Here is a 14,629-nt window from a genome sequence, read left to right on the forward strand (position 1 = left end):
TCGGGGCGGCAGGATTCGAACCTGCGACCTCCTGGTCCCAAACCAGGCGCGATGACCGGACTACGCTACGCCCCGATGGAGTCATCACTAGCGAATTTTATTTCGCTTATTGATTTTGTAAAATATTCCACCTAACAGTGAAATAAAAAAACTCACAGCGTGTTGTGAGGTTTTTTGTGAGCGCGAAAGGATTCGAACCTTTGACCGTCTGCTTAGAAGGCAGATGCTCTATCCAGCTGAGCTACGCACCCATTGAGTAGTTTTGAGAAAACTACTAAAACAGTCGGGGCGGCAGGATTCGAACCTGCGACCTCCTGGTCCCAAACCAGGCGCGATGACCGGACTACGCTACGCCCCGATAAGGCCATCATTAACGAATTTTACTTCGTTTTTGCGGTTGCAAAGGTACAATACTTTTTGAAATAAAAAAATAAATTGAGCGGTAATTTTTAATTAATTTTTCATGAATACTTTTTTGTTAAATTTACTGAATTAATAACCATTGATTTAGAGCTTTTAGAAAATAAAATTTTTTTTCTGATTTCTTTCTTCTTTCTTTTCAATTGAATGCTCATTTGCTAAGGATAGAGCTATTTCAATAATGGTTTGTATAAGGTGGATTTTTATACAGAATGGATTAATGTGTATGCAATACAAAAGTAGAGCAGGTCATATTTGTTATATACTACCTTTATTCATAGGACTAAAAAAGTTGAAAAAATGAGAAAAATAATTACTGTAAGTATTATATATAATGATTTGATAATTAATCAGTATTCCAATATCAACAATAAACAAAATAAGTAATGAAAAAAGTGTTCATTATTTTAGTTTTTTTGTTATGTAATTTATTCATTGGAGGGCAAACTCCTGCTAGAAATACCCAATATGATAAATTACAAACATTTTTAAAAAACGACAGTTTAGCCTTTCAACAGTTTTTAATGGCTAAAAGATGTTTTTGCAGGGATAATTTTTTGACACTTGATGAACGTAGAATTGGGAAGAAATCTAATAACTCTAATAAAGATTTATATGAATTATCTCAATTATTAAAAAAAAGCGGATATATCTTCTTTGTGGCTATTGATGTGCAAAAATTAATCACTTTTTTAAATATCAATTTGACTAAGGAATATACTTCAAGCATTGGGCGTATTAGCGATGATGGTAATAGGGTGAATAATAAAAATATATTATGTGAAGCCATTTCATCACAGACTAAGCATAATTATAATCAATATGTTAGCCTCATTAATAATTTAGATAATTATGCAAGACCTATGAATAAAGGGAGTGTTTTTCTTAAAGAGGAGACCTATTTGGATAATTTATATTACTATTATCCAGGCAAAAAAGAACGCTGGTATAATTTTAATAATGTTCATAAAGTTATGGATACTGAATGATATGATAAATTTATATGTCATAATACCCATGACTATCGGGGGAAGTTGTGTCAGAAATTCAATTAATTCGTCATCATTTTGAATACTTACTCTTTTTCATATTTAAATTTAAAGTTTTTTAAACCACAAACTTTATCTTTCAATGGATACATTTTGAGGGAAGTTTGCACAACTTTTTCATAGGATAACAAAAAGAAAATAGATGAAAATATTATTAAATAATAAAGATTTAGGAATAAGTTATATAAAATTAACAAGAAATGAAAATATTATTGAAGACCAATTATTAATGAAAGTTAACGGGTTTTATCAGCAAGATATTTTAGACTTAATTGAATATAAAGGTGATTTGAGTATCGAAGTAGAGTCTAAAAATAGTGAGGCGTTTTCTTTATATAAAACTACATTCATTACAAATTATATTTTTGCATTAGACGAGGATGAGGTTAATGAGGATATAGTATTGAACGTTAATATGATGAATAATGAAAGTATTTTAGGTGGTGGTTATAATCAATATATTGTTGATGTTTTCTATAACTGGGATAATGGCATTGAGATTGACTGGCTTACGATTAAAAATGTGGAAATGAAAAAAGCATATCTTACCGCTTGCTATATCTGGAATTATAGTTTGTTTGAAATGAAAAAAATCAGTGAAGTGCATATTGATGGTAAATTAATTAATTGCACAGAAGATATATATTATCAGCTTGGTGAATTATTAATGGGTAAGAGAGGTTATTTTGGAAGTAATTTAGACTCTTTAGAAGATTATTTAATTGATATTCAAAAAAACAATGAGATAAATATAAGTATAGTATTTAGTGATGCAGAATGTATAATAAAAAATGCAAGTAAATATTTTTTTGACACCCTTGTTTATTTATTAAAAAGAGCAGGATTTAAAGTTGAAATACTATAAACACAATAAAATTCTAGTTCTCCAAATTTGGAAGATTTTGAGGGAAATGAAAAATAAAGATTTTCCAATAGGATCAATTAAAGATTCAAGTCATGCTGATAGAGTTTTAGTTCCAATTGGAAATAATGGAAAAGCAGCATATCAAGTAGGTAAAAATGGAACAGTTAAATTAAAAACAGTATTAAATGCTAAATAAAATAGTCGTTAAAATAAGCGAAGATGACAAATCTGTGGGATATATATGTGTGCCTAACGAATTAGATGAAGATAAGGAAAAGGTGAAAAAAACTATTGAATTATCAAGTATAATTGATTACGAAGGAGTGTCTGTATATTTAGATTTTAATGAAGATGGAGTTTTACTTGGTATTGAAATTGTAGGTTAACTCATACTTTTACTTTTAAAAACAATCAACAAAAAACTCAGGTTTGGACTTAGAAATTATATCCGTTGGGGAAGATTACAATATTACTAATTCCAGTACTCAGCCTAATCCGTTTTTTTTATTTACCATTCGAAGCAATCAATCAGAATACTATAATAACCACATAAAACCATGATCAAACCAATTAAAAATACATACCGTTCTTTTTCGGACTCGGTCATAAAAGAGATTGAATACAAAAAGTTGGTTGAAGGGACCACTTGTATCGTAAGTACTTTAAGCTACAATTGGCTAACTTCAGAACATGACGAGATCAGTCTAATATTTGAAGACTGTGTTTTCTTTAAGTTCTTTGAAAGTAAAAGAGTCAACAGCACTGTAATTAGTAATGCTCTGTTGGAAGAATCTGATGGTATTATTGTTTTCGATTTCTTCCCTTTGTATTATTCGGAGGATAAAATATTGGAAAATCCCAATTCTGAATTTATAATCAAATCAAAAAGTCTTAAAATGATTAAATATTAGGACTACATTTTTCTTGTAAGGCAAGCTTTCATTCCTATATTTGCCGGATGAAACGATTAATGTTGATGTATGTATTTTTTCCGGTATTTATATTCTCACAGACCACCGGAAAAGTGATTAAAATTTCAGACGGAGATACCATTACGATTCTTTTAGAAGGAAACCAGCAAAAAAAACTCAGATTGGCCGAAGTAGATTGTCCCGAAAAAGGACAGCCGTTCGGAAAAAATGCCAAGCAGTTCACTTCTGATAAAGTATTTGGAAAGACAATTAGCTTTGTGGAGACAGATACCGATCGTTACGGACGTTCTATTGCCAAAGTATATTATGATAATGGGAAATACCTTTCACGAGAGCTGATAAAAGCAGGCTTTGGATGGTGGTATTTCACTTATTCTAAGGATGCTTCCTTGGGTAAACTTCAGGAAAATGCGCAGCAGAATAAAAGAGGTCTCTGGCAGGATGTAAATGCAGTGGCTCCCTGGGAATACCGAAAAATGAAGCGTGACCTTAGAAATAAAAAAGCAGAAACAGGAAACAACGAAACAAAAACAAAAAGAGTGGCCTAGAACACTCTTTTTTTATTTTTATTTTAAGATCAATACTATTTTATCTTTCCTTTTTGTTGATAAACAGATAGAAGCTGGTGGCTGTGAATATAAAGATTGCCGTAATATTACAGTAATCCAGTCTTTCAAAACTGATATTCTCACTCAGTAAATGTTCAAGAGATCGGTATCCGCCTGTAAAAATTAAAAAATCGGCGAAGGCTTTCTGTTGAATAATGGTGGTAAAAAGAAGCATGAATACTCCAAAACCGATAGGGTAGATAAAGTTTTTGAAAAGCAGGCTCAAGGTCAGTTGTACCATAGAAATAGCAGAAAGAGTAATCAGTAATTTAAGAAAGATATAAAAAATAACCTCTCTGAAATCATAATTCTGAAACCCAAGAACTGGAAAGGCAATGCTCAAAAGATACCCGCTCAATAAAAACGCCAGATAAGAGAACAGTACGGCAAAAAATACCGTGATCTGAATAAATAAAGCTTTTGAAAAAAAGATCTTCGATTTGGAAATGGGAAGGGTGAAAAGAATTTTATAATTATTATTCTTGGTCTCAACATCGCAGCAGGCATGCACAAAAAGTGATACAAGAATAGGAAAAAGAAGGTAGAAAAACATAAATACACTTCTGCCTAATGTCATTTTCCACGGATTAATAGTGCCATCACCGGTATCTATTCCAGAACTGATTGTATCATAAGCAATATAAAGATCAATACCGAAAATAATAAGAACGGGAAGAAGCAGAATTCCGAAAATCTCTTTATTTTTGGAAAGCTTATACTGCTCCGATGAAAAAGCTTTAGAGAAAGTATTGGTATTAATCATTTTTCCTGGAAATTAAGTTAATGAAGATCTGTTCTAAATTGGCGTTTTGAGAATCTATATCATAAATCTCAATACCATTCTGAATCAGGTTTTTTAAAAGAAGGTGAAAGTCTTTATCATCATTGATTCTGACCGAAATTTTATTCTGGCTGTTAAGGGTTGCTGTAAAAAATTCCTGCACAACAGATAATGCTTTCTCCGGTTGATCGATTCTCAAAACAACATCTTTTTCAACCTGACTTAAAAGCTCATTCTTTGTGCCCTGAAAAACCATCTCACCACCTTCGATAATTCCGATATGAGTAGCTGTTTTTTCCAACTCACTTAAGATATGGCTCGAAAGAAAAATAGTTTTTCCCTCATCATTCAGGTGCTGAAAAAGCTTTCTCATCTCAAAAATTCCCTGAGGATCAAGTCCGTTCAGAGGTTCATCCAAAATCAATAGCTGGGGATCATGAAAAATGGCCATGGCAATACCCAATCGCTGTTTCATTCCCATAGACAGAGCGCTGGCTTTCTTTTTCTTTTCCTGATGAAGATCTACCAGTTCCAAAACTTCATCAATCCTTTTTTGCCCTTTTCCATAAACAATATCGAGGTATTTCAGATTTTCCTGGACAGTCAGTTTGGTATAAAAACAGGGCGATTCGATGAGGTTTCCAGTCGTAGAAAGTATTTCTGTCCGGTGTTGTTTTAAGCTTTTATTTTGAATGAAAATAGGATCACCATTCACTTCCAAAAGTCCCAAAAGAAGTTTTATTGTTGTCGATTTTCCAGCCCCATTCCTTCCGAGATAGCCATAAATGCTGCCTTCCGGTATCGTAAGATTGATATTATTTAAAATCGTTTTCGATCCTATAGTATAACAGAGATCTTTTGTCGTAATACTGTTCATTATTTTTTGATGGGGGTTAAAACGGTATTGGTGTCAATGTAAAATATGCCGTCAAAGAATTGGCTCCATTTCTTTTTCTGATCCACTCCCTGGTTGATGGTAGATACAAATTCCTTTTTTAAGAGAGAATTTTCAGGAATGCTTCTCAAATCAATAAAAAAGTAAGGTGTTTTCATCGCATGAAATGTATTTTCGATCGCAAATTTTCCGGGCTTGTTGAAAAAACTTTTATTATCATTTAATTTGGCGTAGGACGAAAAATCAACCATGTAAGAAGCTTTTCCGTACTTTTTCTTAATATAAGAACCTAAAGGTGTGTATTCTTTATTGTATGGGGCGGAAAAAGTGTGAATATTGGCACACCATACTATAATCTTTTGATTAGGATAAACGGAATCGATCTGATGGATGAGGTTTTGGGCCATTAAAGAATCCCGGAACTGCATACTAGGCATAGACCCGGATTTATATTTCCATGTCTTAGTTAAATTGTTTCTGATATCATGTAAATATCTGATATATATACTGTTTTTATTATTCTTTTCCAGTTTTAGAACAGCTTTTTCCAGTTGGCTAATCTCATTCAGAAGTTCATTTTTCTGATTTTCTTTTAAATTTCTTTTGGTATAACCTTCGTACATGAAGTATTCAATCTTATCCAGATGTTTGTTGAAGAGAGGATAACCTGTAAGGGAAATAGTATTTTTACTTAAAAAATCTTTCAACAGTTTACCTCTTCTATTGTAAAGCGCGTCTCCGGAAAACTGGATATCAAACCCGCCAATTTCTACGGGGTGTGTGGTAGTTTTTGTTTTTTGATAATAAGTAATCAGGGGCTGTGTTTCTTTGTTATTCCACCAGAAATCAAAAAGTCCAACACTTCCTATGGAATCTGACGAAATGTTGAGAGAGTGGTTTTTCATCTCTTCATTCATCATCCACATATCATATTGCCCTGCTTCATACAATACGGTGTTGTATCCGAGATTTTCATGAAGATATCGAACCAGTCTGCTTTTGGCCTGCATTGTTGCCCCATCATAATGAATGTTCTCGCCAAGCATTATAATTCTATTATCTTTCAACACGGAATCAAGGAATTTTAAATCCTCATTTTCTGTCGTTTCCATAGAGATACTTTTGATGGGGTGCATATACTGCTGAACTTCCTGAAGAAATGACTGTTTCTCCTTTTCAGGGATTTCTTTAAACACAATGGTATTCAGACCAAAAACTGCAATAAGACAAATTATAAATAAGTAAAATATTTTCTTCATTCATTAAAAATTGTACAGTTTTTCGATATAGATTTGTTTTTGTTTTAAATGTAATAAAAAATGATGGTTTTCTATGAGAATTGTTAATGCAGTTGTCCAAAATAGTACCAAATAGAAAATAAGGTCAATTCGTCACATGGTTGTGCTTTTGAAAAATAAAATGTGTTATCAGTTGGGATGAAACAAAAAAACTCACAAAAATATGTGAGTTTCTATTGAAGGATTACTTTTCTTTAATCTCTATATCTTTATTCTAAGGATTGGCTTTTACAGCATCATACATCATAGCATCTTTCTGCTGATCAGTATAATCGTACTTATAATTGTAAAATGAGGCTTCCCAATCTCCATAACCAACATTGGGGATAATGATGAATTTCTTTCCAAAATCTTTTGCTGAGCTTTTTACTGCGGCAGAACGATCTCCTTCTGATTTTTTATCGAAAATATCCGCAAAATCGGCGAGGTTATCACCCAACAATAAGACGATTTCATAATTTTTAGCGATATCTTTTCTTCGGTTTTCTTTACTGCTTTCCTTTGACCTTAGGATAAGATGATCATCTCCTTGGATAGGGAAGTTGTACTTTTTTAAATTTTTCAATGTTCCTGCTCGTTCCTGTTCAGTACGGTTCGTGATGTAGAATACCTGAATGCCTTTATTGGCTGCATATTGGTAAAACTCCTGCGAACCGGTAAGAGGTTTTGCGATTCCTTTTGCAGTCCATTCTTCCCATGTTTTTTGATCGTAATTCTTACCCATTTTTGAACGCTCAACAGCATAGTAGGAATTATCCAGGAAAGTCTCATCAATATCAGAAATGATGGCTAGAGGTCTTTGGGGATTTTTAGCTAAAGCTTCATCAAGGCGAAGTTGAGCAATATTATAGGCTTGCAAACATAGTGCTTCATACTCGGCAGCTCTTTGCTGATAAAATGCCGCATATATTTTTCCATGATGCCCAAGATCTTGGTAAGGTGTATTCTGGGTTGATGTCTGTGAAATTGGAGCTGTTGTTTTGCAGGATGTGACCAAAACAAGCAGGCAGCTTGCGATAATGATATTAAAATTTTTCATTGAATTAGACTAGATGAGAACAAAATTATAACAATTTGAGTTTTACTGCAATTAAGTATGGGTTTTATTCAGATAGGATTTTTAACATATTTGAGAAAAATGAACAAGAGTTCTCAGAGGTAACCCTAAAAATCTTAACAATAAGATGAGTATTAAAAATAAGGAAGCTCACAATATTTATTGTGAGCTTCCTTATTCTTGAAAAAATTATTATCGAATTAATTCTTTACTTTTTGTAGATCTAAATCCTGAAAGTCATAACTGAAATCTATCTCTGGTGAAATGCCTTTCATCTTGATGCTTTGCCCTTTGCCTTCCTCATCTAAATTAAATATAGCGAATGCATCACAATTCATATCTTGATACTCCCATTTAATGGCAAAAGTATTGGCTTTGTAGAAACTCATGGGCCCATTTAGTTTAGGTGAACGATGAGACTTAAACCATAGTTGATTTCCTTTTAAGAAAATTTCTACTTTTCCAAACCATTTATCTTCATACAAACCGATTAAATCTTCGTTTTTTAAAGTAGTGTTTTTTGCTTTGCTTACGGTTTCCCAAACCTTTTTGGTTACTGCGTCTTCGGATTTTTTCTGAGCTTGAAAATGAGCCGCATATTTATCTACCCAGCCAAAATCATTTAACCCTAAATAGCTGTCGATAATCGTTTGACTTACCGAAGAGAAAAGACCAGATCCCCCATTTTCCGTGTTTGTTAAAATAACAACACCTAAATTTAAATCAGGAATCATCGTAACAATAGAAAGCATTCCTGGTAAACCACCGGTATGCGAAACACTTAAATTTCCTTTAATATCGGATAAACTCCAACCTAATCCATATCCACTGAAATGTTGGTTGTATCTTGGGTTAGAATTTGTTCTTTCAACAGTATGTATCGTCCACATTTCACTTTGTCTTTCCTCGGTGAAAAGCTGTTTTTCTAAATTGGTTCCGTATTTACCTTTGTTTAGCTGAGCGAGCATCCATTTAGACATATCATCAACGTTTGATACGATTCCTCCTGCAGCACCATTTACCATTGCTCCATATAGCGGTATTTTTTTTATAGTACCTGATTCTGATGAATGTGGAGAAGCCATTGTATTTATATCTTTTAACTGATTAATAGAGCTAAAAGAGTTTTTCATTTGTAGAGGCTCCAGGATTCGTTTTTGGATAAAATTTTCCCAGGTCATTTTGCTTACTCTTGCCGTTACTTCACCTGCCACTAAATACAACTGATTATCATAATCAAATTGTGCCCGGAAGCCTGAAACAGGAGTGAAGTGCTGAAATGATGTTACAACATCTTTAATAGTAAAGTCTGTGCCGTCGGGAAACATCATTAAATCACCTGCTCCTAAGCCAAGACCGCTTCGATGACTTAGTAAATCTTCAATAGTGAAATTTTCTGTCACATAGTCATTGTACATTTTAAATTCAGGAATATATTTTTTGACTTTATCAGTCCAGGAAATTTTGCCTTCATCTACTAGAATTGATAGGGCAGCCGTAGTAAAAGCTTTACTGTTGGAGGCTATTTCAAAATTTGTATGCTCATCAACAAGTAGTTTACTATCTACTGATTTTATACCATAACCTTTTTTATGAATTATCTTTCCGTCTTTTACAATAGCAACGGCAGCTCCAGCCACATTAAATTTCCCCAGTGCATTTGTCACCAGTGCATCTACTTCTTTAGGATTTATCTGGCCAAATACATTGTTGCTTAAAAGTGCTGTAATCGTTGTGATGACAAATAAATGTAATTTGATTTTTTTCATAATGAATTATTAGTTCTCATTGTTTTAGTTTTTTATGCCTTGGCAGCCAATGAATGGCTAAATGTAGAGCTTAAAAAGGTAATTTACAATCAGAATCTTTAAGTATTATTCATTATGTATTTTAAAATTTTATCAACTTAAAAGCTTTGGTGAGCTGTCTACTTGAGATGGGGGAATTGAAGTTGATGAAGTGAATTAAGACGTAATTAAAAGAAAAGGGAGATATTGAAGCATATAAAAACAAAAAACCTCACAATAAAAATTGTGAGGTTTTTGTGAGCGCGAAAGGATTCGAACCTTTGACCGTCCCGATTACAAATCGGGATGCTCTATATTTTTCTGCTGTATTAATTTTTCGATTTTAATTTTGCTTTTCCAGTTTTTGATTTCCCTCTCTCTGTTATAAGCATCCTCTTTTGAATTGAAATCTTCTTTATAAACAATAATCCAGTCTTTAGCTTTTGATGTAAAACCTTTATGTTCTGAAAGATGTCTTCTTAGCCTTTCCTGTATATTATCACAAGAATGGCCAATATAATATTTGTTTAAATGTATAGAATACAGAATATAGCAACAACACATAGGACGAATATAATGAAAACAAAAAACCTCACAATAAAAATTGTGAGGTTTTGTGAGCGCGAAAGGATTCGAACCTTTGACCGTCCCGATTACAAATCGGGATGCTCTATATTTTTCTGCTGTATTAATTTTTCGATTTTAATTTTGCTTTTCCAGTTTTTGATTTCCCTCTCTCTGTTATAAGCATCCTCTTTTGAATTGAAATCTTCTTTATAAACAATAATCCAGTCTTTAGCTTTTGATGTAAAACCTTTATGTTCTGAAAGATGTCTTCTTAGCCTTTCCTGTATATTATCACAAGAATGGCCAATATAATATTTGTTTAAATGTATAGAATACAGAATATAGCAACAACACATAGGACGAATATAATGAAAACAAAAAACCTCACAATAAAAATTGTGAGGTTTTGTGAGCGCGAAAGGATTCGAACCTTTGACCGTCTGCTTAGAAGGCAGATGCTCTATCCAGCTGAGCTACGCACCCTTGAAAGTTGTTTTTGCTTATTGAATAAGCTCATTAAAAAGTCGGGGCGGCAGGATTCGAACCTGCGACCTCCTGGTCCCAAACCAGGCGCGATGACCGGACTACGCTACGCCCCGAATATATAGAAGAGCGGAGGGTAAGGGATTCGAACCCTTGCGACACTTTCGCGTCGACAGTTTAGCAAACTGCTCCGTTAACCACTCCGGCAACCCTCCTTTTTGTTTATTTTTTAATGATCGTTGTTCCGTTATTGCGAGTGCAAATATAGAACAGATTTCTTTATTTACCAAATAAAATTCAAGAAAATTTTGTGTATTTTTGAAGTAATAAACCATTCAAAAACCAAACTGATGCGTAAAACATTATATATCATCGGATTAAGCACTTTTGTTTTTTCATGTACTTCCCAACAAAATGTGAAAAAAAATACATACAAACCGAAAACCCCGGTAACACAGGCAAAATCGACCGTTGAACCCCAACAGCCGACTGCTCAAAAACCAAAAGTAGTTTCCGATCATGGAGTCGACTTTTTTACAACTAATATAGCAGACCCTAACAAAAATGATAATACGGCAAGCTATGGTTCTATCGTATCTGCAAAACCAGGTGGATATAAAGTGGTGAAAACGTATTTTCCAGCCATTGCACAAAATTTCAGACAGCGTTACTTAATATTACATTATACAGCATTACCGGACGATAAATCAATTACAGTTCTTACCCAGCAGGCTGTAAGCTCTCATTATTTGGTTAATAATACCGGAGATAACGAGATTTATCAATTGGTAGATGAAAATAAACGTGCTTACCATGCAGGAGTAAGTTCATGGAGAAACGATAAAAACCTTAATGATACCTCAATCGGAATTGAAATCGTAAATGCCGGTTATTCTGCAGACGGTACAGGAAAAAGAATATTTGCCCCATTCAGTGATGAACAGGTGAAAAAAGTAGCAGCTTTGGCAAAGGATATTGTCACAAGATATCAGATTCCTGCAACCAATGTTCTGGCGCATTCAGATATTGCTCCTACAAGAAAACAGGATCCTGGTCCAATGTTCCCATGGAAAAAACTTTACGATGAGTACCAGATTGGGATGTGGTATGACGAGATGGCTAAGCAAAACTTCTTTACCATTGCACAAGCGGATTTTGCCACAAGATATGCCGATCCATCTTTTATTTTCCTTGTTCAGACGACGTTACAGAAGTTCGGATATGGATTGGATCTCAGCGGAAAGTGGGATGATGCCACTAAAAAGACAATCGAAGCCTTTCAGTACCATTACCGCCCTCAGAATTATGATGGAATTATGGACGCTGAAACCTGGGCAATACTACAAGCTTTAAATCAAAAATATCCAGTAAAATAATTCAAATTAAAACGCATCGGTTAGATGCGTTTTTGCTATCTTTAAACGATCAAAAACAGTAAAATATCTGTAATGGAAAATTTCAGAAAAGAAAGCGATCTATTAGGCGAACTGAATGTGCCTTTAGATGCTTATTATGGGGTTCAGACACAAAGAGCTATCAACAATTTTAAGATTTCAGGACAGCTTTTGTCTTCTTATCCGGACTTTATCAAAGGTCTGGCTTTTGTAAAAAAGGCAGCAGCGAAAACCAATTATGAATTGGGACTTCTTGAAGAAAACTTGTATTTCAAAATAGCTGAGGCGTGTGATGAAATTGTAGAAGGGAAATATCATGACCAATTTCCGGTAGATATGATTCAGGGAGGAGCAGGAACTTCCATCAATATGAATGCGAATGAGGTTATTGCCAACATTGTACTGGAAAAACTAGGGAAAAACAAAGGAGAATACGAATTCTGTTCACCTAATGACCATATTAACCTTTCTCAGTCGACAAACGATGCGTATCCTACTGCAATCAAAATGGGATTGCTGCAGATGAATATTGGACTTGTAGAAAGACTTGAAAAAATTATTGCTGCTTTCCGTGCAAAAGGGCAGGAGTTTCATGATGTTATCAAAATGGGGCGTACGCAGCTTCAGGATGCCGTACCAATGACTTTGGGACAGGAATTTGAAGCATATGCTGCTACTTTGGAAGAAGATATTTCCAAACTGAACAATAATGCCAACCTTTTTGTAGAAGTAAATATGGGAGCTACTGCTATCGGAACAGGATTAAATGCTCCGGTAGGATATGCAACGCTTTGTGCTAAAAATCTGGCACAAATTACAGGATTCCCTATTGTTTCTGCACCGGATTTGGTAGAAGCGACTCCAGATACTGGATCTTATGTAATTTACTCTTCAGCAACGAAGCGTCTTGCTGTAAAACTATCTAAGATATGTAACGATTTAAGATTACTTTCATCAGGACCAAGAGCAGGTCTTTTCGAGATCAATCTTCCGCCAATGCAGCCGGGATCATCTATTATGCCAGGTAAAGTAAATCCAGTGATTCCTGAAGTTGTGAATCAGGTTTGTTTTAAAGTATTCGGAAATGATCTTACGGTAACTTTTGCTGCAGAAGCAGGTCAGTTACAGCTTAACGTAATGGAGCCGGTACTTTCTCATGCGATCATGGAAAATATCAATTTCCTTTGCAATGCTTTAGATACGCTTCGTGATAAATGTGTAGTAGGAATTACTGCCAATAAAGAAATTTGCCTGAATATGGTGAAGCACAGTATTGGTATTGTAACGGCTCTTAACCCATATATTGGTTACAAGCAGTCTACGCAAATCGCTAAAGAAGCTTTGGAAACAGGGAAAAGCGTTTACAATCTTGTATTGGAAAAAGGAATCCTTTCTCAAGAAAAACTTGATGAAATCCTTGATCCTAAAAATATGCTGAAACCGCATAATAAATAAAAAAACAATAAGTGGTAAATGATCGATATAAGGTCATTTATCACTTATCATTCATCATTTATACTATAATTCGTGAGGTTTTTAATTATAATTCCTGCTCATAACGAAGAAGACAATCTTTCATTTACTCTTGATTCTTTAAAACAGCAACACAGCAAAGATTTTAAAGTAATAATCGTGAATGATGGTTCCATAGACAAAACTCCTGAAGTAATCCGAAGATACACGGAAACGGATGTGCGTTTTGAAACCATCAATCTTCAGAAATCTCAACATCAGCCAGGTTCTAAAGTGGTTCATGCATTTAAAAACGGACTTCAGACTCAAAATATCAATGAATTTGATATCATCTGTAAATTCGATGCCGATATCATCTTACCGGAAAATTATCTGGGAAAAATAGAAGATGCTTTTAAAAACAATCCGGAATATGGGCTTGTTGGCGGACTGTTATACGTAGAAAAAGATGGACAGTGGGTATATGAAGGGAATTCCAACAAACACCATGTGAGAGGCCCGATGAAAGCATATCGTAAAGAATGTTTTGTTCAGATGGGTGGTTTAAGGGAAACTTTAGGCTGGGATAACATAGATTCAATTCTGCTTGAAAATTTAGGATGGAAAGAGGTTGTTCTTCCAGAACTTCACGTAAAACTGATTAAAGTAAAAGGAGCCGATTACACCATTCGTCCTGCAGATTATTACGGAAGATATTTTTACTTCTTAGGACTGAACAGGTTTCTGGCTTATATTGCCTCTTCAAAAGAAGCGATGAAAAGCAAATCTGTTTCATTTTTCTTCGATATTATTAAGGCTTATGAAAACTGCAGATCACAGAAATTAGAACTGAAAATTACCAAAGAAGAACAAAAATCTATTAACGATCAACGTTGGAGAATGTTGAAAAAGAAATGGTTGAAGAGATAGAATGTTTTTTTTATCATTGTAAATATTCATCAATAGAAGCAGTTTTTAACCCGTTTAATAAAAAATAAAATCCATTGGCTTTAGCCAAAACTTATAAGATTAACTCCCGAA

Annotated in this window: 16 protein-coding genes and 6 tRNA genes; 9 read left to right on the top strand and 13 right to left on the bottom strand. The window is 34.1% G+C overall.

Annotated features, from left to right (window positions below; translation table 11 throughout):
* The 3 genes from ACL9RH_RS23380 to ACL9RH_RS23390 form a co-directional block, all read right to left on the bottom strand.
* Nucleotides 1-75 (bottom strand) — tRNA-Pro (locus tag ACL9RH_RS23380).
* A 102-nt stretch (nt 76-177) separates the two neighbouring features.
* Nucleotides 178-251: transfer RNA gene (locus tag ACL9RH_RS23385), tRNA-Arg, on the bottom strand.
* 32 nt (nt 252-283) lie between these two features.
* Nucleotides 284-358 (bottom strand) — tRNA-Pro (locus ACL9RH_RS23390).
* 448 nt (nt 359-806) lie between these two features.
* Between ACL9RH_RS23390 and ACL9RH_RS23395 the strand changes: the two genes are divergently transcribed.
* The 6 genes from ACL9RH_RS23395 (at nt 807) to ACL9RH_RS23420 (ending at nt 3,814) form a co-directional block, all read left to right on the top strand.
* Entirely contained in the window at nt 807-1,409 is a 603-nt protein-coding gene (locus ACL9RH_RS23395; RefSeq protein WP_422695737.1) for a hypothetical protein, read from the top strand.
* Nucleotides 1,410-1,611: 202 nt separating this feature from the next.
* A complete protein-coding gene (locus ACL9RH_RS23400) occupies nt 1,612-2,334 on the top strand; it encodes a barstar family protein (protein WP_422695738.1) in 723 nt (240 codons plus the stop codon).
* Between the two features lie 46 nt (nt 2,335-2,380).
* Nucleotides 2,381-2,530, top strand: a complete 150-nt coding sequence (locus ACL9RH_RS23405) for a hypothetical protein (protein ID WP_422695739.1) — start codon at nt 2,381-2,383, stop codon at nt 2,528-2,530.
* A complete protein-coding gene (locus tag ACL9RH_RS23410; RefSeq protein ID WP_422695740.1) occupies nt 2,520-2,720 on the top strand; it encodes a hypothetical protein in 201 nt (66 codons plus the stop codon). The genes ACL9RH_RS23405 and ACL9RH_RS23410 overlap by 11 nt, the downstream gene beginning before the upstream one ends.
* 171 nt (nt 2,721-2,891) lie before the next feature.
* Nucleotides 2,892-3,245, top strand: coding sequence for a hypothetical protein (locus ACL9RH_RS23415; protein WP_422695741.1), 354 nt, complete (start codon nt 2,892-2,894; stop codon nt 3,243-3,245).
* A 47-nt stretch (nt 3,246-3,292) separates the two neighbouring features.
* Entirely contained in the window at nt 3,293-3,814 is a 522-nt protein-coding gene (locus ACL9RH_RS23420; protein ID WP_422695742.1) for a thermonuclease family protein, read from the top strand.
* Between the two features lie 40 nt (nt 3,815-3,854).
* Here the strand turns inward: ACL9RH_RS23420 and ACL9RH_RS23425 are convergent, their stop codons facing one another.
* The 10 genes from ACL9RH_RS23425 to ACL9RH_RS23470 form a co-directional block, all read right to left on the bottom strand.
* Nucleotides 3,855-4,637, bottom strand: a complete 783-nt coding sequence (locus ACL9RH_RS23425; protein WP_422695743.1) for an ABC transporter permease — start codon at nt 4,635-4,637, stop codon at nt 3,855-3,857.
* Nucleotides 4,630-5,532 (bottom strand): ABC transporter ATP-binding protein, encoded by a 903-nt coding sequence (locus tag ACL9RH_RS23430; RefSeq protein ID WP_422695744.1) that lies wholly within the window; start codon nt 5,530-5,532, stop codon nt 4,630-4,632. Before ACL9RH_RS23430 ends, ACL9RH_RS23425 begins: the two co-directional genes overlap by 8 nt.
* A complete protein-coding gene (locus ACL9RH_RS23435; RefSeq protein WP_422695745.1) occupies nt 5,532-6,809 on the bottom strand; it encodes an erythromycin esterase family protein in 1,278 nt (425 codons plus the stop codon). Before ACL9RH_RS23435 ends, ACL9RH_RS23430 begins: the two co-directional genes overlap by 1 nt.
* 253 nt (nt 6,810-7,062) lie before the next feature.
* Entirely contained in the window at nt 7,063-7,887 is an 825-nt protein-coding gene (locus tag ACL9RH_RS23440) for a 5'-nucleotidase, lipoprotein e(P4) family (RefSeq protein WP_422695746.1), read from the bottom strand.
* 218 nt (nt 7,888-8,105) lie between these two features.
* Nucleotides 8,106-9,674, bottom strand: a complete 1,569-nt coding sequence (locus ACL9RH_RS23445; protein WP_422695747.1) for a serine hydrolase — start codon at nt 9,672-9,674, stop codon at nt 8,106-8,108.
* A gap of 312 nt (nt 9,675-9,986) precedes the next feature.
* Nucleotides 9,987-10,256, bottom strand: a complete 270-nt coding sequence (locus ACL9RH_RS23450) for a GIY-YIG nuclease family protein (protein WP_422695748.1) — start codon at nt 10,254-10,256, stop codon at nt 9,987-9,989.
* An 89-nt stretch (nt 10,257-10,345) separates the two neighbouring features.
* Nucleotides 10,346-10,615: a GIY-YIG nuclease family protein gene (locus ACL9RH_RS23455; protein WP_422695748.1), complete on the bottom strand. Its 270-nt coding sequence runs from the start codon at nt 10,613-10,615 to the stop codon at nt 10,346-10,348.
* A 53-nt stretch (nt 10,616-10,668) separates the two neighbouring features.
* Nucleotides 10,669-10,742: transfer RNA gene (locus ACL9RH_RS23460), tRNA-Arg, on the bottom strand.
* A gap of 41 nt (nt 10,743-10,783) precedes the next feature.
* Nucleotides 10,784-10,858, bottom strand: a tRNA-Pro gene (locus tag ACL9RH_RS23465).
* 14 nt (nt 10,859-10,872) lie between these two features.
* Nucleotides 10,873-10,957 (bottom strand) — tRNA-Ser (locus tag ACL9RH_RS23470).
* 135 nt (nt 10,958-11,092) lie between these two features.
* Here ACL9RH_RS23470 and ACL9RH_RS23475 point away from each other — a divergent pair.
* From ACL9RH_RS23475 to ACL9RH_RS23485, 3 genes are all read left to right on the top strand, one after another.
* Nucleotides 11,093-12,118, top strand: coding sequence for an N-acetylmuramoyl-L-alanine amidase (locus ACL9RH_RS23475; protein WP_422695749.1), 1,026 nt, complete (start codon nt 11,093-11,095; stop codon nt 12,116-12,118).
* Between the two features lie 72 nt (nt 12,119-12,190).
* A complete protein-coding gene (aspA, locus tag ACL9RH_RS23480; protein ID WP_422695750.1) occupies nt 12,191-13,591 on the top strand; it encodes an aspartate ammonia-lyase in 1,401 nt (466 codons plus the stop codon).
* A gap of 72 nt (nt 13,592-13,663) precedes the next feature.
* Nucleotides 13,664-14,518 carry a glycosyltransferase gene (locus tag ACL9RH_RS23485; RefSeq protein WP_422695751.1) on the top strand — a complete coding sequence of 285 codons (855 nt, stop codon included), beginning with the start codon at nt 13,664-13,666 and terminating at the stop codon, nt 14,516-14,518.
* The last annotated feature ends 111 nt before the right edge of the window (nt 14,519-14,629 follow it).

It is taken from the genome of Chryseobacterium sp. Mn2064 (genome assembly GCF_049319685.1).
Classification (GTDB): domain Bacteria; phylum Bacteroidota; class Bacteroidia; order Flavobacteriales; family Weeksellaceae; genus Chryseobacterium.

Bases quoted from the DNA above. Each gene is read 5' to 3' on its own strand.
- ACL9RH_RS23410 (WP_422695740.1), top strand. From the start codon at position 2,520: ATGCTAAATAAAATAGTCGTTAAAATAAGCGAAGATGACAAATCTGTG.
- ACL9RH_RS23400 (WP_422695738.1), top strand. From the start codon at position 1,612: ATGAAAATATTATTAAATAATAAAGATTTAGGAATAAGTTATATAAAA.
- ACL9RH_RS23430 (WP_422695744.1), bottom strand. From the start codon at position 5,532: ATGAACAGTATTACGACAAAAGATCTCTGTTATACTATAGGATCGAAA.
- ACL9RH_RS23450 (WP_422695748.1), bottom strand. From the start codon at position 10,256: ATGTGTTGTTGCTATATTCTGTATTCTATACATTTAAACAAATATTAT.
- ACL9RH_RS23425 (WP_422695743.1), bottom strand. From the start codon at position 4,637: ATGATTAATACCAATACTTTCTCTAAAGCTTTTTCATCGGAGCAGTAT.
- ACL9RH_RS23445 (WP_422695747.1), bottom strand. From the start codon at position 9,674: ATGAAAAAAATCAAATTACATTTATTTGTCATCACAACGATTACAGCA.
- ACL9RH_RS23435 (WP_422695745.1), bottom strand. From the start codon at position 6,809: ATGAAGAAAATATTTTACTTATTTATAATTTGTCTTATTGCAGTTTTT.
- ACL9RH_RS23395 (WP_422695737.1), top strand. From the start codon at position 807: ATGAAAAAAGTGTTCATTATTTTAGTTTTTTTGTTATGTAATTTATTC.
- ACL9RH_RS23420 (WP_422695742.1), top strand. From the start codon at position 3,293: ATGAAACGATTAATGTTGATGTATGTATTTTTTCCGGTATTTATATTC.
- ACL9RH_RS23415 (WP_422695741.1), top strand. From the start codon at position 2,892: ATGATCAAACCAATTAAAAATACATACCGTTCTTTTTCGGACTCGGTC.
- aspA (WP_422695750.1), top strand. From the start codon at position 12,191: ATGGAAAATTTCAGAAAAGAAAGCGATCTATTAGGCGAACTGAATGTG.
- ACL9RH_RS23405 (WP_422695739.1), top strand. From the start codon at position 2,381: ATGAAAAATAAAGATTTTCCAATAGGATCAATTAAAGATTCAAGTCAT.
- ACL9RH_RS23440 (WP_422695746.1), bottom strand. From the start codon at position 7,887: ATGAAAAATTTTAATATCATTATCGCAAGCTGCCTGCTTGTTTTGGTC.
- ACL9RH_RS23475 (WP_422695749.1), top strand. From the start codon at position 11,093: ATGCGTAAAACATTATATATCATCGGATTAAGCACTTTTGTTTTTTCA.
- ACL9RH_RS23455 (WP_422695748.1), bottom strand. From the start codon at position 10,615: ATGTGTTGTTGCTATATTCTGTATTCTATACATTTAAACAAATATTAT.